Annotated in this window: 16 protein-coding genes and 1 pseudogene; 7 read left to right on the forward strand and 10 right to left on the reverse strand. The window is 48.8% G+C overall.

Annotated features, from left to right (window positions below; translation table 11 throughout):
- Positions 1-80: 80 nt before the first annotated feature.
- Positions 81-1,454 (forward strand): sigma-54-dependent transcriptional regulator, encoded by a 1,374-nt coding sequence (locus tag BP71_RS29530; RefSeq protein WP_496385205.1) that lies wholly within the window; start codon positions 81-83, stop codon positions 1,452-1,454.
- Here BP71_RS29530 and BP71_RS29535 read toward each other — a convergent pair.
- The 3 genes from BP71_RS29535 to BP71_RS29545 all read right to left on the reverse strand — a co-directional run bounded on the left by BP71_RS29535 (position 1,442) and on the right by BP71_RS29545 (position 7,989).
- Positions 1,442-3,970, reverse strand: coding sequence for an ATP-binding response regulator (locus tag BP71_RS29535; RefSeq protein WP_496385206.1), 2,529 nt, complete (start codon positions 3,968-3,970; stop codon positions 1,442-1,444). The two genes, BP71_RS29530 and BP71_RS29535, sit on opposite strands and share 13 nt — an antisense overlap.
- Positions 3,971-4,170: 200 nt before the next feature.
- Positions 4,171-6,114, reverse strand: coding sequence for a c-type cytochrome (locus BP71_RS29540; protein ID WP_496385208.1), 1,944 nt, complete (start codon positions 6,112-6,114; stop codon positions 4,171-4,173).
- A gap of 27 nt (positions 6,115-6,141) precedes the next feature.
- Positions 6,142-7,989: a 3-keto-alpha-glucoside-1,2-lyase-like domain-containing protein gene (locus tag BP71_RS29545; protein WP_496385210.1), complete on the reverse strand. Its 1,848-nt coding sequence runs from the start codon at positions 7,987-7,989 to the stop codon at positions 6,142-6,144.
- Between the two features lie 191 nt (positions 7,990-8,180).
- On the opposite strand from BP71_RS29545, the gene BP71_RS29550 reads away from it, so the two are divergent.
- Complete coding sequence (locus BP71_RS29550) at positions 8,181-8,945, forward strand: 3-keto-disaccharide hydrolase (protein ID WP_496385211.1); 765 nt, start codon at positions 8,181-8,183, stop codon at positions 8,943-8,945.
- A gap of 83 nt (positions 8,946-9,028) precedes the next feature.
- Here the strand turns inward: BP71_RS29550 and BP71_RS29555 are convergent, their stop codons facing one another.
- The 3 genes from BP71_RS29555 to BP71_RS29565 form a co-directional block, all read right to left on the reverse strand.
- Positions 9,029-11,752 carry a TonB-dependent siderophore receptor gene (locus BP71_RS29555; protein WP_496385212.1) on the reverse strand — a complete coding sequence of 908 codons (2,724 nt, stop codon included), beginning with the start codon at positions 11,750-11,752 and terminating at the stop codon, positions 9,029-9,031.
- A 130-nt stretch (positions 11,753-11,882) separates the two neighbouring features.
- Positions 11,883-12,893, reverse strand: a complete 1,011-nt coding sequence (locus tag BP71_RS29560) for a FecR family protein (RefSeq protein WP_496385213.1) — start codon at positions 12,891-12,893, stop codon at positions 11,883-11,885.
- Between the two features lie 25 nt (positions 12,894-12,918).
- Positions 12,919-13,464 (reverse strand): RNA polymerase sigma factor, encoded by a 546-nt coding sequence (locus BP71_RS29565; protein WP_496385214.1) that lies wholly within the window; start codon positions 13,462-13,464, stop codon positions 12,919-12,921.
- Between the two features lie 172 nt (positions 13,465-13,636).
- On the opposite strand from BP71_RS29565, the gene BP71_RS29570 reads away from it, so the two are divergent.
- The 3 genes from BP71_RS29570 to glgP all read left to right on the forward strand — a co-directional run bounded on the left by BP71_RS29570 (position 13,637) and on the right by glgP (position 16,888).
- Complete coding sequence (locus tag BP71_RS29570; RefSeq protein WP_496385215.1) at positions 13,637-14,203, forward strand: hypothetical protein; 567 nt, start codon at positions 13,637-13,639, stop codon at positions 14,201-14,203.
- A gap of 96 nt (positions 14,204-14,299) precedes the next feature.
- A complete protein-coding gene (locus BP71_RS29575) occupies positions 14,300-15,091 on the forward strand; it encodes a hypothetical protein (protein WP_496385216.1) in 792 nt (263 codons plus the stop codon).
- Between the two features lie 147 nt (positions 15,092-15,238).
- Complete coding sequence (gene glgP, locus BP71_RS29580; RefSeq protein ID WP_496385217.1) at positions 15,239-16,888, forward strand: alpha-glucan family phosphorylase; 1,650 nt, start codon at positions 15,239-15,241, stop codon at positions 16,886-16,888.
- Between the two features lie 47 nt (positions 16,889-16,935).
- On the opposite strand, the gene rfbD is transcribed toward glgP, so the two are convergent.
- The 4 genes from rfbD to BP71_RS29600 all read right to left on the reverse strand — a co-directional run bounded on the left by rfbD (position 16,936) and on the right by BP71_RS29600 (position 20,693).
- A complete protein-coding gene (gene rfbD, locus BP71_RS29585) occupies positions 16,936-17,841 on the reverse strand; it encodes a dTDP-4-dehydrorhamnose reductase (RefSeq protein WP_496385218.1) in 906 nt (301 codons plus the stop codon).
- 1 nt (position 17,842) lies between these two features.
- Positions 17,843-18,550, reverse strand: a complete 708-nt coding sequence (locus BP71_RS29590; protein ID WP_496385219.1) for a peptidylprolyl isomerase — start codon at positions 18,548-18,550, stop codon at positions 17,843-17,845.
- A 5-nt stretch (positions 18,551-18,555) separates the two neighbouring features.
- A complete protein-coding gene (locus BP71_RS29595; RefSeq protein WP_496385220.1) occupies positions 18,556-19,152 on the reverse strand; it encodes a hypothetical protein in 597 nt (198 codons plus the stop codon).
- Positions 19,153-19,268: 116 nt separating this feature from the next.
- Complete coding sequence (locus BP71_RS29600) at positions 19,269-20,693, reverse strand: BamA/TamA family outer membrane protein (protein ID WP_496385221.1); 1,425 nt, start codon at positions 20,691-20,693, stop codon at positions 19,269-19,271.
- A gap of 296 nt (positions 20,694-20,989) precedes the next feature.
- Between BP71_RS29600 and BP71_RS29605 the strand changes: the two genes are divergently transcribed.
- Together BP71_RS29605 and BP71_RS29610 are read left to right on the forward strand one after the other, a co-directional pair.
- The gene (locus tag BP71_RS29605; RefSeq protein WP_496385222.1) at positions 20,990-22,063 is read left to right on the forward strand and encodes a hypothetical protein; all 1,074 of its coding nucleotides are present in this window, start codon (positions 20,990-20,992) and stop codon (positions 22,061-22,063) included.
- Positions 22,038-22,202 (forward strand): annotated as a pseudogene (locus tag BP71_RS29610) (hypothetical protein); the annotation flags it as partial. The gene BP71_RS29605 and the pseudogene BP71_RS29610, both read left to right, overlap by 26 nt.
- Positions 22,203-22,222: the final 20 nt, after the last annotated feature.

Genomic DNA, 22,222 nt, shown 5'->3' on the forward strand with positions numbered 1-22,222 from the left:
CTTTTTGGTGTTTGTTTTTATAATTTTACATGTTACCCACTCGTTAATTAGTATTTATTTTTCTGAAATAGTATAACCCCATGGCTCATCTGCTCCTCATTGAAGACGATTCCACATTTTCAAAGCTGCTCACCAATTTTCTCGGCAAGCATGGTCATCAGGTAAAAGTCTGTTCAAGCATTAAAGAAGCGAAGGAAACCCTCGGGAAAAATGATCCTGACGGGCCATTTGAGGTGCTGATGCTGGACTATCGTCTCCCGGATGGCAATTCTGTGGATTTTCTCAAAACACTCCGGAGCGAAGGTAACCGAACCCCTGCCTTTATCATGACCAGTTTTCATGATGTCCGAACAGCGGTAACAGCCATGCAGATCGGAGCTTTCGACTATATTACAAAGCCGGTCAACCCGGAAGAGCTGCTGATGGTATTAAGAGAAGCGCTTAATAAAGGAGAGGTGATGAGTGTGAAAACAGCATCCAAGGCGAAACCTAATGCGAAAGCCGAAAAACAATCTCTTGACTACATCGAAGGGAAAAGTAAGATTGCCAAACAACTCTTTGAATATGTAAGGCTGGTGGCACCTACGGATATGTCAGTTATCATTCAGGGGGAAAGTGGTACGGGCAAGGAACACGTGGCGAAGTCCATTCACCGGCTGAGCAAGCGGGCCGATGGCCCATTCGTTGCGATCGACTGCGGTTCCTTATCCAAAGACCTGGCAGCCAGCGAGCTCTTTGGGCACAAAAAAGGTGCATTTACCGGTGCATTGCAAGATAAGATCGGTCAGTTCGAAGCCGCAGATGGGGGTACCTTGTTTCTGGATGAGATTGGGAACCTTAGCTACGACATACAAATCAAACTATTGAGAGCGCTGCAGGAACGGATCATCGTTCCGATTGGAGGTACACAACAGGTAAAGGTGAATGTTCGTCTGATTGCTGCCACCAATGAGGACCTGATGTCCAGTGCTGCCACAGGAGATTTCCGCGAAGATCTTTATCACCGTTTAAATGAGTTTAAGATTGAAGTGCCGGCATTACGGAAGCGGGGAGAGGATCTGCCGATTTTTGTTCAGCATTTTGTCGACAAGGCTAACCAGGAACTGGAACGTAATGTAAGGGAGCTGTCTAAGGAGGTCATGGACGTGTTTCAAAAGTACGACTGGCCCGGCAATTTGCGAGAGCTGAACAACGTGATCAAGCGGCTTGTATTGCTTTCCAAAGAAGAAGTGGCCACGCTGGGTGCGTTACCTTCGGAAATGATCACTGCCATGGAAGATCAGCAAAAACCGGCAGCCGGCTCGGATCTTAAAGCTTTGCAGGAAACGCATGAAAAGGAGATGATCGAAAAAGTGTTGCAGGAAGTACGATACAATAAGAGCAAAGCTGCGAAGCTCCTGAACATCGACCGCAAGACCTTATATTACAAAATCGAGAAATATCATATCGAGTAGGTGAGGGCTTTTTCCTCCACTTGCTCGATTACCGCCGCCGCGTCATTGACCACCGCGACCATTTCTTCCATTGCGACGTCAAGAGGGCTTTCACGAAGCCCGATTTCCAGGTTCCTGAATCGCGCCGACAAATCTTTCGCACCGATCTGGCCGGTTCTGCCTGCCATTCTGTGCGTGAGTTCCTGCGCATGTGAGAACTCCCCTGCCGCTATGTGGCTTCGCAACGAGCGAATGTCCTCTCGCGAATCTTTGACAAATTGATCCAGTATTTCACGCAAGAGGCCTTCATCACCGAAAGTCATTTCATTCAGCACTGAGAAATCAAATTCCGCATGATCGAGCGGCTTGGCGGGCAGTGGAACATCAGAGTCGGACGATGCTTCGAGCAACTCCAGTAAATCTCTGGAATGGAATGGTTTCATGAGATATCCGTCAAAGCCCATACCCAGTAATTTTTTTCGCTCTTCGGGCAGTGCCTGCGCGGTCAGGACGAAAAACCTGACATCCTCAGGGGCCGATCGGCGCAGCCTTTTGCAAAGCTCTGCACCGTTCATGCCCGACATACGCATATCGGTCAGGATGAATTTGACCTGATTGTCCCAGGGACGGCTCAGCACCTCTTCGGCGGAGGAGAATGCAGTATGCGGAATACCATTCATTTCCAGAACCGAGGAGCACCATTTTAGGATAAATGCGTCATCGTCCACGAGCCAGACTTTGCCTTGGATACGGTAACTCCTTTCGGGGGCTTCCTCTGTCAATTCCAATGTCTCTGCTTTTTTCATACTGGTGGTGACAAAAAAAGTTGTGCCCTGCCCCTGCGTACTGGTAACATGCACATTGCCGGACATGCCTTCCACCAGGGCTTTTACAATACTGAGCCCCAGACCGGTGCCACCGTATCGGCGCTGGATCGACGGGTCAGCCTGCTCAAACTGGTTGAAAATGCGTTGAACCTGCTCCGGCGAAAGCCCGATGCCTGTATCTGAAACCTGGTATTCGACCTTCACGCGATCCCCCGATTCATGTCCGTTCACTTTCAATACGACTTCACCAGTCTCGGTAAACTTGATTGCATTTGTCAGCAAGTTGTACAGAACCTGCCTCAGCCGGAACGGGTCACCATGCAGGTATAGGTTCGGAGTAAGGTTATTTTCAAGTTTCAACACCAACCCTTTTGACAGTGCATTGGGACGCAGTACCTGTATCACCTCGTTCAGCAGCGGATTAATAGAGAACACGCGGTCCTCAAATGTAAAGCGATCTGAAATGATACGACTGTAGTCCAGCACCTCATTCACGAGATATAGTAAGTGCTCGGATGCTGAATGCAATGTTTCCAGATCCTGTTTGCGTGGTTTTTCTTCACTTTTTAATGCTTCTGTATAGCCGATAATGGATTGTAGCGGCGTCCGGATCTCGTGACTCATATTCGCCAGGAACCGTTGTTTGGCCATGCTATGGTACTCCGCCTCTTCCTTGGCCTCTTCGAGCTGCTCGCGGTAATCGTTGCTTCTTGTAATGTCGGTAAAGATCAGGTAGGCCATTCCCGCTGTAAGTACAAAGAAGCCAAGCATGATCCATTCCAGATACCCGATACTTCCTTCAACGATGCTTTTGGCCTGAATACTGCCGCGATCTGAATCTTTGAGCACTTCTGCTTCCACTTCCTGCATGACGCTCAGAAGCTGTTTGACGAGTGAGTTGCCTGCGGTCGCCAGTTCCTGCTCGCGATCCACGAAGGTGTTGGTCCTTATCTTCTGTTGCTTTTCAATCGCATGTACGGCCTCGCCTACTTTTTCGATAGTACTATCTTCCTTGGCAACTCGAATGGTATCTACTTGTACATTGACCTCTTGCTTTTGAACCACCTTTGCAGGTTCGGTGGGCGCCTTCTTGTTTTTCTTGTTATTGCCGAAAACGCGTCCGAAAAATCCTTTTTTTTCACTTGCTTTCTGCGCCGTATCCGGAACCTCGGTGTATACGGTCGTGGTGGTTGTTCTTTTCTCGGTCTTGACTACCGTGCTGTCGGGTTTGAGTTTGGTCGTAATGAGGCCGGAGATGGATTTGACTTCGTCTTCGAGTGCCTTATTGCTCACCAATTTCGTCCGGACCTTCACGTAGTTGCCATAGATCTTGTCCCGCGCTTTCAGAATGTTCTTCATCGAGTCAATCCGGATGATCTGCATATCATCCCCGAGGCTCATATCACTCAGCGAGTCGAGCGTAGAGAGGAGCTCATTGGACTGGGCCATTACTTCGTCGTCCATTTCCTCCCCTTTCAGTTTTCGTTCATTCTGAAGGTGGTCGAGTTGTAATATGTTTTTGAAGGTCTTGTTGACAAGCCTGAGTTTGTCATTGGGAGTGGATAGCACTTCCAGCTTGCTGAGCATATTATCAAATGCCAGTTTGCTGGTGATCCATGAAGCAGCCATCGCAATGGAAGCAATGAAAAAACCCAGCAGGATCTTTCCCTTCACAGATCTAAAAAAAGACGGGGCACGCAGAGTAGACATAGCTTTGGTAACATTCAATATCAACTAACGCATTTTCAGTGCCAAAACGTGCAATGCGGGTGGTATCTGGCTGATTTGTAATGTGAATATAATGCTTTAAAACATAATGTGGATATCACCGGCCCAAATGAAAAAGGCTGCTTTCGCGGAGGAAGCAGCCTTTTTCGAACTTCTATTTTACAGCCTGTTTGAACTTTCCCTTATTTCGCAAGGGAGTTGATCCAGGCGGCTATTTTTGCCGCTTCTGCTTTGGGGACCTGAGGCATAGGTGCCATTGGGGTCGCATAGTCAGGCCAGTTTTCCGGTTTTGGCGCGTAAATCAGCTCTACGATTTTCTCGTTGCTGTATTTACGTTTGGCAACATCTGCATAGGACGGGCCGACCACTTTCTTGTCCGGCGCGTGGCAGGCCAGGCAAGTGTTTTTAGCCAGTAACGGCTTCACTTCTTCCCAGGTGGGTGCCTTTGCCGCACCCGCTTTCGCTGGGGTAGCTTTTCCTTTTCCGTCGGGCGAAACGTGCTCTTTTGCAGGTTCTGTCGGTACAGAGGCCGATGCTTTGCCTGAGCGGGTAGTCTTGAGGTCAGATACTTTCATTTTTTCGCCGTCAGGGATGTTGTTGAGCGTGTAGTAAGCATCCGGGTGGACGAGTGACCAGCTGTTGGTCGCTGAACGAACGCCTTCCAGCGAAATTTTGTGCACATAGTACTGACGCATACCGTCCAGAACGATGCGTACTCTCTTGTTGTCGTCGGATACTTTCACACCGGCGATTTTTACGTCTTGCAGATTGATCTGCGGACTTCCGTATACAGGATAGTGCTTGTAGAGATAGCTGCTTACATTGTACGAGTCCAGATCTTCGGCAGATTTGCGATCCACAGGCATCGTGAATTCGATCTCGAAACCATCCGGCTGTGCTTTTACGGTGTACATTTCAAATGGCATTTTACCATTCCATACCAAACGCTGCAAGCCCTGGTTGGCATCGCCGGCAGAACCCCATCCGCGGTTGGTTTCGCCTACGAACATCGATCCGTCCTTATCGAACGCCATACGCAACACGCCTGACTGGAACCCGCTGCGGAAACCGATGCTGGCACCCTGGTACTCGCCTTTCACTTTTTCCAACACCACACGCATAATGTTGCTTTGTCCCTGGTCACCCACAAAAACCTGTCCGGTGAAAGGGCCAAAATTTCCTTTAGTGTCGTCGAGGATCAACTCGGAAGTCGAAACACCGTGAACGCCATAAGGTAACCATACAGCGGGAAGCTGTACCATATCGTATTTCTGTTTCAATTGGTAAAGGAACTGAGGCTCTTCTCCCAATGTGTTTTCAGGCTTGATCGCACGGCCTTGTGCATCCTTGTTCTGGCGGTTGTCACGCTCTGCGAAGAATTGCTTTTCAGTCAATTTTACAGGTGAATTGGGAAGTCCTGCCCATTTCAGGCCCGCGGGGTGGCCCATGAAACCTCCCTTTTTAACCTGGAAAATACCTCCTGTACCCATCCAGTCGCCCTGGTTGTCGGTGTAGAACAGTTCTCCGTTCAGCATGCTGATACCCGCAGGGGAGCGCACACCGGTCGCATAAGGCTCGTATTTGCCGTCGTTGGTAATATGGAAGATCCATCCACGGCCTGGCACACGGCTCTCGCCTCTCCACCATTCTTCATCACCGAATGCAACGTTACCACTCACGAAGAAGCTGCCATCCGGTGCCAGTTTGGGACCAAAGGAGTATTCGTGATAGTGTCCTGACAATGGCCATGCGTAAACTGTTTCGTAAATGTCAGCCTTGCCGTCGCCGTTTTTATCAACCAGCTTGGTCAGTTCGCCACGCTGTGCGCAGTATAATGCGCCTTCCTTGTAAGCCAGACCCAGGATTTCGTGCAAACCGGTTGCAAACTTGCGGAAATATGGCGTGCGGCTGGTTGGGTTATCCACGATCCAAACTTCACCCCGACGTGTGGAAAGGGCTAGTGAACCATTGGGCATGGTTGTCAAACCACCCACCTCAAGGATAATGCCTTCCGGGATAGGCGGTGTAATAATTTTATAAAAATCTTCTTCTTTCGGAGACTCCTGCGCTTTCAGCGTAGAAAGGCCAGCCAAAAGAGCGAATGCTATGTGAGCAAGTTTTTTCATTATCAATCAGATATAATAAGGTTAAAATCAGAATAGGATAGAATACTTCACTTCGCCGTTGGTAACGGGTACGATCAGTTCCTGCTGTCCGTTGGCGCTTCTGATTTCCGGTTTAATTTTTTTGTCGGCAAGCTGGATGTAGTACGATTTGTCGTCTACGGCATAAAGTCCCTCCGAAATTTTTTCAATGGAAGTCCCGTCGGCCAGGCGTGCAACGAGGTCTTTCGCCGGGTTGTTTACCTTCACTATCCGCTCGAAATACTGGTTATTCACGACCGAGATATAATCGGTGATCGCAGATCCGAATGCCTGGTATTGGAAGGTAGGCGCGTCTGCGTCATCGAGTACGTATCCTTTCGGACGGTATCCGCTGCCGGTCGTGTCCGACTCCCATTTTGATTTACCTGATTTGCCCAAAAACATATCATCGCCAAGCAGGGTCACGCTGCCGCGCGGACGGGAAGAGCCATCACCGCGGTCGTGCCACATCGGGGTTGCATCGAGGAACTCGCCGCGCCATACTTGCAGGATCGTTCCCTTATCGAGGTCGTAAGTGTAATGCAGGCTCGAAGGGCTTCCTACCGAAACCGCATGTACAACGCGTGTTCTTTTGGCTTTATCGTCCTTGCGGAAATCCATAAAGCTGCGGGTAATCGTGTTGGTAGGAGCTGTGATCAGGATCGGGTCGGTTGAACCGCCGCCCATGGCTGAGCTTTTTGCGTGGTAAGCGACTTCACGGAAGCCGGGGCCGCTGGCCCAGAGTCCCAGTACAGGGCGCATCCAGCCATCTCTTTTGTTATTGAAGATCTCGATGGTGTGGTCGCCCGCTTTCAGGTTCACTTTGCCATTGCGGAACTCGTTGTTCGACTTCCATTCCGGCTTGATCACATCCTTACCGTCGATTTTCAGGTATGAATTACCCGAAGCCTGTAAACGGAAGTTGTAATCGCCTTCGGTAGCCGCGTTGAAACGTCCAATGTAAACGTAAGAATAGTTGTTGTTCTCTTTCAGAATCTCCCAGTTCAGCGACTCCGATTTGCCGGTTTCTGCAGGCGTATGTTTGGAAAGGTCTTCAATTTCCGACAAGCCGCCGTAATAGGTTTTATAGCTCAATTCGGAAAGGGTGGCTGGTTTTTTATCAAAGTTGTTGATCACAATGTTTTTGATCGCCAGCGATCCATGGTCACCCTGGATGCGGATCGGGCCCATAGGTACATCTTCTGCCGTAAGCGAACCGCGGGTAGGACCGCTTACTTCCACATTTTCGTGGATCGTTACGCCGTTCAGCACTACCGAAAGGAATACTGCATTGGCGATTTTTTTGCCATTGGCATCGAAACGGGGCGCCTGGTAAGAGATTTTGATATGTTGCCACAGCCCTGGTGCTTTGGCTACATTGAAACGGGGAGCGTAACCTTCGTATCCTTTTTCGCCTTCTGGCTTGGAGTCGTTCCAGCGTTCGTAGATGCCGCCGGCATCGTTGTATTTGGCGCCTTTTTTTCCCCAGCTATCAAAAAGCTGAACTTCGTAATTGCCTTGCAGATAGATTCCTGAGTTGGAACCTTTGCTCATCATGAAATCCAGCTCAATGTCGAGGTCGCCGTGCTTGAAATTGGAGATCAGCTCATAGTCGCTGCCATATTTGCCTTTCTCGTGCGTGCACGCGAGGACGCCCTTGCCTGGGCTGGTGACCAGCGCATTTTCTTTCGTCATGTCGGCTGTCGCATTGCCGACGATCTTCCAGTCACTGGATTTGGTCGTAAAAGCACTGAGGTCGTTGAGAGGAATGGGCTGCTGGGCATAGGCGGAATGCATGGCAAAAGCAGCTACCCCAGAGGCGATTAATTGAAAAAGTGAACGGTTGGTTTTAAACATACTTACAGTAAGCTTAGTCGGTTTTAGATTAGCAATCAGGCTACGAATGCCTTTAGCCCTGCAAATTACGTGATAAGAATCGGGAAAATTACATTTATATAGGTGAGAATCCCTTTTGTTGTTGCTTTTTGCTTAATGTTGTCTTTCGATAATATTTCAATGAGTTATTAGACTAAAACGGTTACTTTTCAATGAAAAAATTAATGCTTACCGCGTTCAGCGTGGCTACTGCATTTGCGGCACACGCACAATTGCAACCAGCTAAACAAACTCCTGAATCCAGCGAATTGTGGAGCCCGGTTCCCCGTGTTGTAACGCCTGGTAAAAGCTCTTCGGCCGTTTCCGGCTTCACAGCCCCTTCCGACGCGATCGTTTTATTTGATGGTAAAAACCTGGATCAGTGGGTTTCGGGAAAAGATGGAAAGTCTCCTGCTCCCTGGACCGTGGCAGATGGTGCAATGACCGTCGCTCCGAAATCAGGAGACATCCAGACCAAACAGACTTTCGGCGATTACCAACTACATATCGAATGGAGAACTCCCGCAAAAGTGGACGGTAACGGACAGGGTCGCGGTAACAGTGGTATTTTCATGCAGGGAGTTTACGAATTGCAGGTGCTTGACAGCTACAACAACCCGACCTATTCAAACGGTCAGGCGGGGTCTATCTACAAGCAAACTATGCCGCTCGTCAATGCCGCAGTGGGCCCGGGCGAATGGCAGACTTATGACGTGGTTTATACCGCGCCACATTTCAATAAGGACGGACACATGACGCATCCACCCTACATCACCGTGATCCACAATGGTGTATTAGTTCAAAATCACACGATGATCCAGGGAACAACTCCTTATATCGGTCAGCCTACGATCGAGCCGCATGGCAAAGGCCCTATCAAGTTGCAGGACCACAACAATACCACAAGCTTCCGCAACGTCTGGATCCGCGAATTATAATCTGCGATCCGAAATATTGGATATCAAAAAAAGGCTGCCACAACCGGGACAGCCTTTTTTAATTCATAATCCACTAGCGTTAACTAAAACTTGATCGCCAGGTTGGCCGAGAAGTTTCTGGGCATCTGCGGGGCGAGTACCCCCTGCCCTGCGAAATACTTTTTGTCGAGCATATTGTCCAGTTTCAGGCCCAGGCGCCATGCCTTGGTGTTATAGAACACGGTCGAATTCAGGACGGTGTAAGAAGGAATCGTAAAAATGCCCGTCACGGCTGAATTGGCAGTCAAATGCTCACTGATATAGTTGCCGCCGATCCCGGCTCCGACGCCTTTGAGCTTTCCAAAAGGCAGGTTATAGCTGATCCAGGCATTCGCCAGATCGGCAGGGCCCGCATTGGCCGGCCGTCGGCCTTCGAGCGCAACGGTCGATTTGGTCAGTTTGCTGTCGTTGTGGCTGTAACCGGCCACCAGGTTCAGGCCCGTTATCGGGTTAGCGATAATTTCTACTTCAAATCCACGGCTGTATTGTGTCCCGTTCTGCACGGTTATGTTGTAATTCTTGCCGTCGCGCACGAGTACATCCGTGCGGGTGGTGTTGTCGACTTTGATATCGTAGTAGCTGACAGTCATATTCAGTTTGCCCTGGTAGCTTTCCAGCTTAATCCCGCCTTCAAGCTGGTTGGCCTGCTGTGGCTTGAAAACGCCCGAAATATCAGGCAGCGGCTGGGCTACCGGCGCTATATTGGAGAAGCCGTTCATATAATTCCCGAAAACCGAGAGACGGTCTTTGATCACCTGATAAACAAGGCCTAATTTGGGCGACAAAGCCGTTTGCTTGAACTGGGTATTAGCGACGTAGGTGCGTGTAGCGTGATTCAATGTTCCTTTATTTTCAAATCGGTCGACACGGAGGCTGATCATTGCAAGCAGGCGGTCGGTTACATTGAGTACGTCGGAGAAATAGGCGCTGTACACATTGCCTGAGTTGTAGTTGCGGGTAGGCGCATCGGTACTTGCGGCCAGGCGTGCTTCCACGGATATGCGATTGATTTTTAGATAATTAGGATCGTTGTGAATGCCGCTCACATTGTCGAATACGATGTAAGGCGAGTTGTTGTTATGCGCGGTACGGTTTAGGAAATCGAGACCTACTACGATGCGATTGCGCAGGGAACCTATTTGGAAATCACCTATAAAATTTTGCTGTATGTCGATCGCATTGTTGGTCGTGTTTTGCAAGGAAATGTTGCGTTCCAGCAAAGTGTCCGCTACGGCCCCGCGAATGAACTGGTATTGGTAAAAACCATCGGATTTCCGGGTATTGCTGGAAAATGCAGTTTGCGATGTCCAGCTTGGGGAAAGTTTGTATTTCAATTGTCCGTACACATTGATCGTCGGCGTTTTCATCGTCAGATCGTTGCTCGTGTAGGACTTATCCCAATCAAAACCGAGCTCTTCAGGCGTATGTGCGACAAACTGCCGGGTCCGGTTGAGGAAAATGGCCGACGGACTGGTCATTTCTCCCTGGTAAATGCCCGCATTAAGCAGGATAGTCATTTTTTCGTTGACACGGTATTCCAATGATGGCGCTATGACCAGGCTCCTGCGAAAGCCCGCATCCTGGAAGCTGCCCTGGTATTGATAGGCGGCATTGACCCTCAATAAAAGATTTTTGGAAGCATTAATGGGTGAGTAAAGGTCGGCTGTCAAACGGTTGAGCCCGAAGCTGCCAGTCGTGTAGCCGATTTCTCCGCCCGCTATTTCAACCGGCTTTTTGGTAACAATATTCATTAACCCTCCAAACGACGTTACCGAACTGCCGAACAAAGTAGCCGAAGGCCCTTTGATCACTTCCACTTTTTCGACATTGATCGGATCGAACTCTCCATTGGTTTGCACAGGCAGGCCATCCACCATGGACAGCTCGGTGCGGAAACCGCGTAATGCGTAAAATGTAGCCCCGTCGGAGTTGATACCACGATTGGCCTGGATTTTGTAAACGCCTGGCGCATTCTTGACGATGTTTGAAAAGTCGGTAATGAGCTGTTCTGTGAATAGCGTCTTGGACAATGCACTGTAAACCTGCGGGTTTTCCATATTGCTCACAGGCAGTTTGGCTACGTATTCGCTTTCTTTTTTGGAAAATTTATTGATATCCCCGCTGATCACGACCTCCTGCAATGCCTTGCTGTCCTCGTTCAGGAATATAGGTTCCAGCGTGACGGTCTGGTCGGCTTCTATATTCATAATGCGCTCGATGGGCTCATAACCCAGTAATTGAATGACGACCCGGTGTGATCCCGCCGGAATATTGCGGATCAGAAACTGGCCATTGGCATCGCTCTGTCCCCCTCGACTCGTTCCTTTGATACCGATGTTGACAAACTCGGCGGGTTTGCCGTCGGATGTTTTCACCGTTCCCCGCAAGGCACCGCGACCTTCGGCAACTTCGATGGTAATGACGTTCTCCTGCACATGAAGCTGCTTCATCGCAGATCCGACAAGCCGTTGCAAGGCGTCTCTCAACGGTACATTCGCCAGGTTTGCATTGACTTTTTTCTCCACATTCAACTGCGTGCTGCTGTAAGAAATTGAAGTGCCGGTCTGGTTACCGAGATTGGCAAGCGCTTCGGAGAGACGGACCTCCTGCAGGCGTAAGGTCACCGGCTTTGTGAGTACGTCGGTTTGCGCCCTGGATTCAATGGAGACAAAGAGTAATAATGGACAAAGCAGGGAAACAAAGCTTTTTTTAAGAAGGACAAGGCAGATTTTGGCCCCGGTTTGGGGAGAAGTATAATCGGGCAGCATATTTTTGTTTTAATGTTAATTGATCCGCGATTGATTGGCATGGACCCGATGTTAAGTTTGGCGACAGCGCATCGGGTCTTTAGTTTTTCGCAGCTAGGGTGATTTGTTTCTGGAGTTCATTCTTTGGATGCTATTCATATAAACTGATGTATTCCCCTTTGATTTCGTATCTGAAACCTATGGCATAGCCGAGGCTGCTCAATACTACGTTCAGCGATGGGTTTCTGAATGTTCCGGTGTAACGTTGTTTTTTTAATGCGTCGGTCCCGATGTCAATGCGCACGTTGTATTTTCTTTCCAGCTCGCGGGCAACCTGTGTGAGCGGAATATTGGCGAAATACAGCGAATTATTCAGCCAGGCAATCCCGGCGTCCGTACCGGTGGTGGTACGCTTCGTTAGCTTGCCGTCTTCGATAATGCCCGATTGCCCGGCTGTCAGGATTGCGGACCCGGCAGATGTTTTATTCGAAAACCGAACCCTGCCTTCTGTGACAAGCAATGTGGCCGAACCGTCGCCGGGATACTCTTTTACATTGAATACAGTCCCAAGTACGCGCGCCTGCGACATTGGGGTTTCGACGATGAATGGCTGTACAGGATTCTTTCTGACCGTGAAATGTGCCTCGCCATAAAGAAAAACGCGGCGTATCGAATCGGTGAATTTCAGTGGGAAGCGTATTTCGCTATCATAGCTCAGCGCGGCAACTGTGCCATCGGGGAGCGTAAACCGTTTCGTTTCGCCCTTTTGTGTCCGGACCGATTGTACTGCGGCTACGGGTAATGTGTTTTTTTCAGCCCGCATCCTGGCCGAATACCAGGTAATGCCGCCAACCAACATGAGCGCAGCCGCTATTCCCGACAGATAATGCCGGTACTGTAGCCGGAATGGCCGCTCTTCCCGCTTCTGCAGGCGATCCCATACCCGTGCGCCTGCCTCCTGTCTGATCGCATCAGGAATTGCATCCATCGCGCTGTCGGGCGCATCGGGATTGTCGAGCCAATGCTCCACCGCCTGTTTTTCAGCCGGGGAGCATTCTCCCGCATTGAAACGCCTTAAAAGTTCTGGTGTAATGTCCATCGATCCCGTACTACCCGCGAGACGGAATTCGTCTCCGAGGATATAGTTGCGTGGCGGGCGCACACCCCTGGTGTGGAAACAGATTTTTTTAGTTTTGATATTCGGCCAGGTGTTTGCCGAGAAAGCGAAGGGCGCGGGTGAGGTGGTATTCGACTGTTTTTTCTGAAAGCACAAGTGAGGCTGCAATCGCTTTGTTGGACATGCCCGCCTGCCTGCTCATGACAAATACCTCCTGGCAAGGATGTGGTAAATCCGCTACCAGCTCATTGACGCGTTCCGACAGCAGTTGATAGTCGACAAGATGCTGGGTGGTTTCTTCCGAGCCGGCTTTTGGATCAGTCACCTGGCTGAAAATGATCTGCCGATTGGCCGAATCGCGGTGAAAGGCCAGAAGTTTAAGTTTTGCCGCTCTGACAAGGTAATGTGCCACCGGGCCGTGCACGCGCAGTTCACCGCGCCGCTCCCATACCGACTGGAAGATTTCGTGCATCAGGTCTTCGGCCTGGACGATATCGCGCGTTCCCTGATAGCATACCGCAAGTACCCTCTCCCAATGCAAACGGTACAGCTCTTCAAAAGCCTTTTCGGTTTGAATGAGTAATGGGGTTGTATTATTTTCCTGTAGTTCGGCCAATGCGGTACCATAATTTTGATCGGTCGCAAAGCTACAACACTATTTATATTAAGTCCAAATAATGAATTTATCCGGTGTAGTAATTTTAAGACTTAAATGATTGGTAACATCGGTTAGCTCTTTTCTGTTTTCATTTATATTCGTTTTTCATTGCCCATTCCAAATCATTGCCATGCAGGAGATAGAACCCTATTACAATTGGGAAAAACACTATGTAGCCAGTCACGATGAGCGCTCACCGTTCTTCGGCCGGACCTATAACCTGGATTATTATGAAAATGCGATTTATGGTTATTATATCCACCCGCTTTGGGATGATATCGGGTCGGAGACATTATATGTAAAAATCCTTTTTGCGGACTACAAGAAGCGTTTCGTGATCATCGAGATGTTCGGAGAATGGAACGACGCCCTGCACAACGACATTATGTTTTTCAAACGGCAGGTAATAGACCCGCTGGTGGATCAGGGAATTAATCAGTTCATACTGCTGGGGGAAAATGTACTCGATTTTCACGGTAATGAGGACGATTACTATGCCGAATGGTTCGACGACATCGAAGACGGATGGATCGCCGCGGTGAATTTCAGGGACCATGTGGAAGAGCAATGGAAAAAGTACAGGCTAGACTATTATATTAATTTCGGAGGGACGCTCCACCTCAATAACTGGCGGACGTTACAGCCTGAACCGTTTTATGAATTAGTTAAAAATTTGATGATAAGACGGTTAACGTAGTGCAAAAGCAGACCTGATTGCTTGCAACGTTGATAACTCCTTTGTAGCTTACGCATTCATCTTATCAACTGTTCCCACTTAAAAAGCATATTTCCCATGGCAGAGAATACAGAACCTACACCAGAAGAAGGAAAAGAATCGCTGGAAAATAAAGTCGAAGAGCTGAAAGTCACTACTGCGGATGCCAAAGATGAAATAGTGGAAGAGGTGCTGGAAATCAAGGATGAGGCAAAAGAAGTGGTGAAAGAAGAGGTAGCAGCATTGGAAACCAAAGCGGAAGCGAAGGTTGAAGAGGCAACGGAAGCGGCAGATGGCATCAAGACGGAAGTCTATGAAACGCTGGATGACCTGAAAGCGCAGGCCGAAACCAAGACCACGGAAGTAGTTGAGGTTGTTGAGGATAAAGCGGAAGAAGTGAAAGAAACCGTAGCCGAAGTGAAAGAGGAGGCAGCTGTGAAAGCGGAAGCGGTTAAAGAAGAAGTTATCGAGAAAGCAGCAGGAGTACAGTCGGGATTTTCCGAAAAAATAGGACAACTTCAGAACGAAGTGGAACTGGGCATCGCTGCCGGTAAAGTGAAAGCTGAAGAGGTATTTTCAGACTTGTCGGATAAAGCGGCAGATCTTAAGGAGACTGCTTCGGACAAGTTCGGGGATATCAAGGAGGCTGCTGCTGAGAAGTTTGAAGATATCAGAGAGGATGCCGCGGAGGCTTTTGAAGACGCCAAGGAAATCGCCGCAGAAAAGCTTGCCGAAGCACAGGCCAAGGCGGCAGAATTGAAAGCGAAAGCCGCTGCGGAAATCGACGAGTTGAAAGAAGCAGCTTCTGAAAAAATAGTGGAGACCAAAACCAAGGCAAAAGGCTTCTGGGCCCGCCTTTTTGGGAAATAACATCCCGATAAAAACCATCTACGCCCGGCCAGGAAATCTGGTCGGGTTTTTTTGTGTTGTTAATTGGCTGTCTTTCAACTTTGATATGGCATAATTTTATAGATTGGGTGTGGACAGGCCTATTGTTTTTCACCAAAACTCCTTCTGATGTCACAGCAAACTTTCAAGGTTCCCTATCAACATCCATTTTCAGCGGGCAAAAACTATAAAAAATCAGTAGCTTATTTTTCAATGGAATTCGCCGTCGATCAGGCGTTGAAGATATACTCCGGCGGACTGGGCTTTCTTGCGGGCTCGCATATGCGGAGCGTTTACGCGCTCAAACAGAACCTCATCGGGATCGGAATGCTGTGGAAATACGGCTATTACGATCAGGACCGGGGAAAAGACGGAAGCATGCAGCCCGATTTCCGGGAGAAGATGTATTCGTTTCTGACCGACACTCAGATCCGGTTTCAGATACAGGTCATGGGCAAGGACGTTTGGGTGGCGGCCTATTACCTGGATCCCGAAGTATTTAATTCCGCCCCGCTTTTCCTGCTCACGACCGATACGGATGGAAATGACGAGTCGGTCAGGGCGATCAGCTATTCGTTATACGATTCGGATGTTTCATACAAGGTGGCGCAATGCATGGTGCTGGGTATAGGAGGCGCACGCCTGCTGGAAGCGCTGCAATATGAGCCGCAGGTTTATCACCTGAATGAAGCCCACGCCGTGTCTGCGGTTTTTCACTTGTTTAAAAAATACAAAAAAGCAGCAGAGGTTAAGAAACGGGTCGTTTTTACAACCCATACACCCGAGGAAGCCGGTAATGAAAAACATGATATTCATTTCCTGGAAAAGCTCGGTTTCTTTTCCGGTATTGACCTGGAAACCGTCAGGAAAATCAGCGGTATGCGCGACGGGACCTTCAACCACTCGCTGGCTGCACTGAGCCTCAGCCGAAAAGCGAATGCCGTTTCTAAGTTGCACGGAGATGTTTCGAGAAAAATGTGGGGAATATATCCCAAAATCGCGCCAATCGACCACATTACCAACGCGCAGAACAATGCTTACTGGACTGACGCGACGCTTGAAAAGGCGAGAGTTACGGGAGATCTAAACCAGATTGCAGACCGGAAAAAGGAGCTTAAACAGATTTTGTTCAAAACGGTAGCTGATCAATGCGGCAAGATTTTTGATCCTCATGTACTCACCATTGTATGGGCACGCCGGTTTGCGGCCTACAAAAGACCGGACATGCTCGTGTGGGATCTCGAACGGTTCAAAAAGCTGATGTCCAATACGGATCGCCCGGTTCAGGTGATTTGGGCCGGTAAGCCGTATCCTAAGGATGAAGGAGCAGTCAATACTTTTAATCACCTGTTTTATCTCAGTCACCTCTTTCCTAATATGGCCGTGCTGACCGGCTATGAGCTGGCATTATCAAAGCAATTGAAAGACGGGTCTGATATCTGGTTAAATACACCCGTCGTAACCCGCGAGGCGTCCGGTACGAGCGGAATGACGGCAGCTATGAATGCATCGCTGAATTTGTCCACCTTCGATGGCTGGATCTGTGAGTTCGCAAAAGACCGCGAAAATGCATTCCTGCTGCCCGTTGCGCAGGGCGAGGATATTAACAAGCAGGATTGCGACAACCTGATGGAGACGCTCGAAAATACAGTCGTTCCGACTTACTACAATGCGCCCGACAAATGGAGGCAGATGGTGTTGAACAGCATGAATACGGTCAACGAGCCATTCAATTCCGATCGGATGGCACGGGAGTATTATGAGAAATTGTACAGTTGATTAAATGCTGCGCGGGCACTGACTACACTCGCCCTCGCAGCATCTGATCATTGAAGTGAATATGCCAGTATTGCAATACCTTCCCGGAATGTGTGCGGTTCGTAGCCGAGTATGTTCCGGGACTTCGTCAGGTCAAAGCCTGTGCGGGGAGGTCTGCGGGCGGGTTGCGTAAATGCGGAGGCGTCCGTGGGAGAGATCAGCGAGGCGTCGAGACCGAAATAGTCGGCTGCCATGAGTGCCATTTCATAGGGCGTGAGAAAGTCCTTTCCGGATAGGTGAAAAATTCCTTCTGCCTGTTGGTCTGCTATCAGAAAACAACCCGTGGCAAGGTCTTCGGCGAGCGTGGGCGTCCGGAACTGATCGGTGACCACTTTGATGGCTTTGCCTTCCTCCAGTGACTTTTTTACCCAGAGAATGATGTTGCTCCTGCTCATGTCGTGTGCGATGCCGTAAACCAGGACTGTTCTTGCGATTGCCCACCGGATGCCAGACGAAATGACGGCTTTCTCGGCAGCATACTTGCTCCACCCATAAAAGCTGATCGGATTGGGAGGGTCTTCCTCCCGATAAGGTCCCGAAGTTCCGTCGAAAACAAAGTCTGTGGAAATGTGTTCCAGGAATATGTCATATTTACCACATATCCGGACGAGTGTTTCGACCGCATTGAGATTTAGCTTCCAGCAAGCCTCTTTTTCCATTTCGCATTGATCCACGTTCGTCATCGCCGCGGTATGGATCACCACGTCCGGACGGACGGTTCCCAGAACGTCCTCAACAGCCTGCGGATCCGTAACATCCATTTTGAGGTACCGGTAACCGTGTCCGGAAGGCAGCCGGTTTTCACCCCGCGCCGTGGCGATGGTTTCGATATGTGATTTTGAAGCGAGCAGTTCGACCAGTTTTTGGCCCAGCAGTCCGTTGGAACCGGTGACGAGGATCTTCTTCTTTTTCAATTTAAGCTTCGTATTTCCAGCCGTATTTGCGGGTGATTTTTTTCTTCTTCATTTTTTTAACAGAAACCTTCATGGAAACATCCTTTTCAGGCCGGTCACGCTCGTCTTTGTCAACGGACGCGATTTTATCAATTACATCCATGCCGTCGATCAGTTGGCCGAAAACGGTGTAAGCGCCATCGAGGTGCGGAGTGCCGCCCACGGTTTCATACAACTTTTTCTGACCGTCAGTCAGCTTCCTGGCAGCGCGGGCACCTTGTTTCTCGAGATCGGCCTTACTCCATTTGCGCCCCTCCACAATGTAGAATTGGCATCCGCTGGATTCTTTTGCCGGATTGTTGTCTCTTGCAGCAGCTAATGCACCCTTCTGATGGAACAGTTTTGCATTGAACTCCGCCGGCACTTTATAGCCGTTGTCACCCTTGCCGAGCATATCGTCAGGCTTCGCATTGCGGGAGTTTGGATCACCGCCCTGGATCATGAAGTCGTCGATCACCCGGTGGAAAAGCAGGCCGTCATAAAACTTATCCTTGGCCAGTTTGAGAAAATTGGCTTTGTGTTTGGGCGTTTCATTGAACAGAATGAAGCGCATAGTCCCTTTATCGGTAGCGATCGTTACGACCTCGTCTTTTCTGGATGGTTTTTGTGCGGAAACTGAAATGCTGATGAGGCAAAATGCGCTCAGAATGATTGATCTTGCGTTTTTCATAGGTGTTAATTTACGGCCAAGGCATTTTTATCGGCCGGGAAGAATTGAAATTTCAAACCATAATCCTTACCCTCGGAAACATCTTCCATCTGAACCCGGATAGACTTATTGTTCCAGGTCATTTTTCTGGCTGCCTCTGTAGGCGATGAATAGGCTTCGCTAAAATGACGTTTGCCTGCATTCCACAGCTGTTTGGTCGCATCCGGACTATTAAGGTAGACATCGACCATGATCTTGTTTACTTTTTTATCGGGTGTCAGAAAGTACTGCACGTCGATCGTCTCGAGCCGCGCGGTCTCCGACGTATACCCAAGATGGTCAGCTGTTTCTTCAAACATTTCGAAGGTCTCAGTGGCTTTAACCTTCGCGATCGGGTCGCCAAATGAAATTCCTCTGAGGATAGTCTGCGCCGCTGCGTCCTGCTGTGGGCCCAAAATCGTGCTGAGCAATTCCGACTGGTCGCTGTTCAGGTCTGCCGGAGCTGTGTCATGCAGCACTACGGAGTCTGCAGCGGCCTCGGTCTTTTCATTGGTTTTGGTGTCACATCCCGTTGAGAGTAGTGCGAGAATCAATACCGCAGCACCATTTTTTAACGTATTCATGCGTGTAGAGGTTGTAAGCATTCAGTTATTGATATAAGTGGAAAATTATCGTGCCTTGTAACTACTTTGATGTTGCCTTCGCAATTTAGCCATATTTAAAACTTTTGAAAATGACGTCAGAATTCCCTGGAAAGGTTAAAAAAGAACCTGCGTTCGCCTTCCCCGTTAAGTGTGAGGTTAAACCTTGCCACGATATTGTAGAAAGTCACAATATCGAGGCCGGCCCCGGCTCCATACAACATATTGTTCCCCAGCCGCGTGTTGCTGAACTCGGGATAACTGTTTTTGACGTAACCGGCATCTGCAAAAGTGTTGATGTAGGCAGCCAGCGGTATGGTGTTAAATTGCCGTACCGGGATAAACGAAAAGTGTTTTTGAAAGGAGAACAGCTTGTATTTCAGCTCGTTCTTAATTAAAGCATAATCCTGACCGTCGATCACGTAAAGCTCGTAACCCCGCACCAGATCATTGCGATAGCCAAGGCCGACTGTCTGAGTATAAGGCTGCTTTTTCGGGAAAGAAACCCGTCCGCGAAGATTGGTGTTGAAAAACCATTTTTTGCCAAGCGGAATAAATTTGCGGAACGAGCCATACATGTATAAGGTGTTCACATCGTCGTTGGGCAACAAGCCTGTTTTTGATATTTGTACCCCGGCTGTTTGCCCTTGCAATGGGTATTGTGCGTTATCCCGCTTGTCGTAGCTATAGGTGTAGGTCAATTGAAAATAACGTTGCCGTTTATTCCCATTGAGTAGATAATTGGGATTCAAAGTGGCAATCGTGTCCGAAATACCCGTGAAACTCCACCGGAGATCCAGTGAATGGAAAGTATAGTATTTATTGCGCCGTGTAAGGCTGACGTATGTGTAAAAGCGTTCGCGATTGATCTCCTCACTGCTCAGGTATTGAAGCTTGTCGCGCCAGGTCCTGTATGCGGTGTTTTTATTAATAGAATAGGAGGTGCCGATCGTAATTCCGGTTTTCTGCGCTTTATCGATGTAGGGAAGGGTATAGGCGACTTCAAACTTGGGAATAAATCCGAATTCGGCCAGAAAGCGAAGTTTGTCGGCCCGGCCGGTTACATTTCCGTAACTCAGGTACACGCCGTAGGTCGTGCGGGAGAGGTCGCGCTTTCGCTCGTACCACCATTCATTAAAATTCCGGTCGGCCAGTTGGAAAACGGGGAGTATGATGAAATACCAACGTTCCTTGACCACAATGCGGACGTCCGTATGAACCGAATCGACATTTGGCCGTGTAAGGAGGTCGACCGTGATGAAAAGGTTGGTATTAATTACCTTCCGGCGGTCGATTTCAAGCTTTTCTTGGAGTAATTCCCTGGACAGTGTATCATCCCGGCGGATCGCCATTTCCCGCATAATGATGCCGGTGCGTGTCCGGTGATTGCCTTCAACGGTAATATCCCCGATGATCACATTGCCACGACTGTCGGCTACGACCGTCTGACCGCATGAAAAATGGGAAATCAAAAGGATAAAAAGCAGAAAGTAAATCTCCTGACAGCACTTCTTAGGGTTCATTCTTCACAGCCCGGTTTCGGTATAGAAACGATACTTCCTGTTAATATGATAAAATTTTAGCAAAAATAGGGGTTAGGACCCGAACATCAATCCGTTTGATTGCCAAAATCGGCAGCTTGGTAATTTAGATTTTTCAATGAAAAAATTGAAGTTAGGTTTGTTGCGATTGCATTAGTTGGAGTCCGCGGTCGAACTAATGCTTGCTGGTGCTCACTTCGTTACATGTAGCTCTTTTTATGCGCTTCCACAGAAAGTGTGAGGTTCTACATGCATTCATTTTTACAAACTCTATCGGAATGAAAAACATAATTTCCTTGTCACTGTGCGCAGTTATGCTTTTAGTCGTCCCTGGGCTGGCTCAGGTGAAGCACTTCACTATCGACAGCGTGAAAGCGGGTAATATTCCCAAAATGTTGTTGAGTACTCAGGAGCACATACCTAAAGCGCCCAAAACAATCCAAAGCCCGAATGCTGCCACATTGGGTGCTTACGGCGAAATACCCGTTTCTTTATATACCGGTAAGCCCGAGATTACGATCGATCTGCAGTCTGTCCAAGCTGGTAATGTAAATATACCCATTGCATTGCATTACAATGCAGCAGGAGTCCGGCCAGATGTACGCGCTGGCTGGACCGGATTGAATTTTAGCCTGTCTGCCAATTACTCTGTGAGGCGAACGGTTAAAGATGGTTACGACGAGTATATTCCGATTGCTGGAATACCGGACCAGCTAGGTTACATGAATACGTACTTCATTAATAGCGGAACTAACTGGGCTCTTCCGGACACTATTATAAAGACTTCGCTTACCATGTCGATTCAAACGGGAACTTTCGTGGATACCGAGCCCGATGAGTATACATTCAATTTACCCGGACTATCAGGCAACTTTTATTTCGGAAGCGATGGAGCCTGGAAAGTACAGTGTGACCGACCGGTTAAGGTAGAATTGATCACGACTCCCAATATCCACCTTTATACACCATTTATTCCTTCTGCGAGTATTAAAGGCGGCAACCCATGGTCTACTTTCAATTCTGGGAAGTACATGGAGTATTTTCAGGGTTTTATTCTTACCGATGAGTTCGGAACGAAGTATATTTTTGGCGGGAGCGATATGGCGTTTATGGAGTACAGCATCGACTTTTTTGATCAGGGAAAAGATACTTGGGCATGCAATGCGTGGTATTTGAAGTCGATTGTCAGTCCTACGGGACAGGAGGTTAATTTTGTCTACGAACGTGGCGATTTCGGAAATCAAATGTATTTCTCCGTATATAGAAAGTTGGCGAGAGTCGACGGCGGATGGTGGTTTGGTTGCGAAAACTGGTCGTCGCTAATCAGTGACTACGGACGGCAGGGTCGTTAAAAAGTATTTGCCCTATGCGGCAGCGGGTATTGGAGCCTTTCATGGCAATGCTGCGACTGAGGCTTTAAGTTGGTACGCAACCAACACGGCAGGTTTACAATCATCGGATCTGGGAAGACCTTGTCAGGAAACATTTTTTGATCCATCGCCCCTAGGGCG

This window comes from Dyadobacter ginsengisoli DSM 21015, assembly GCF_059568735.1.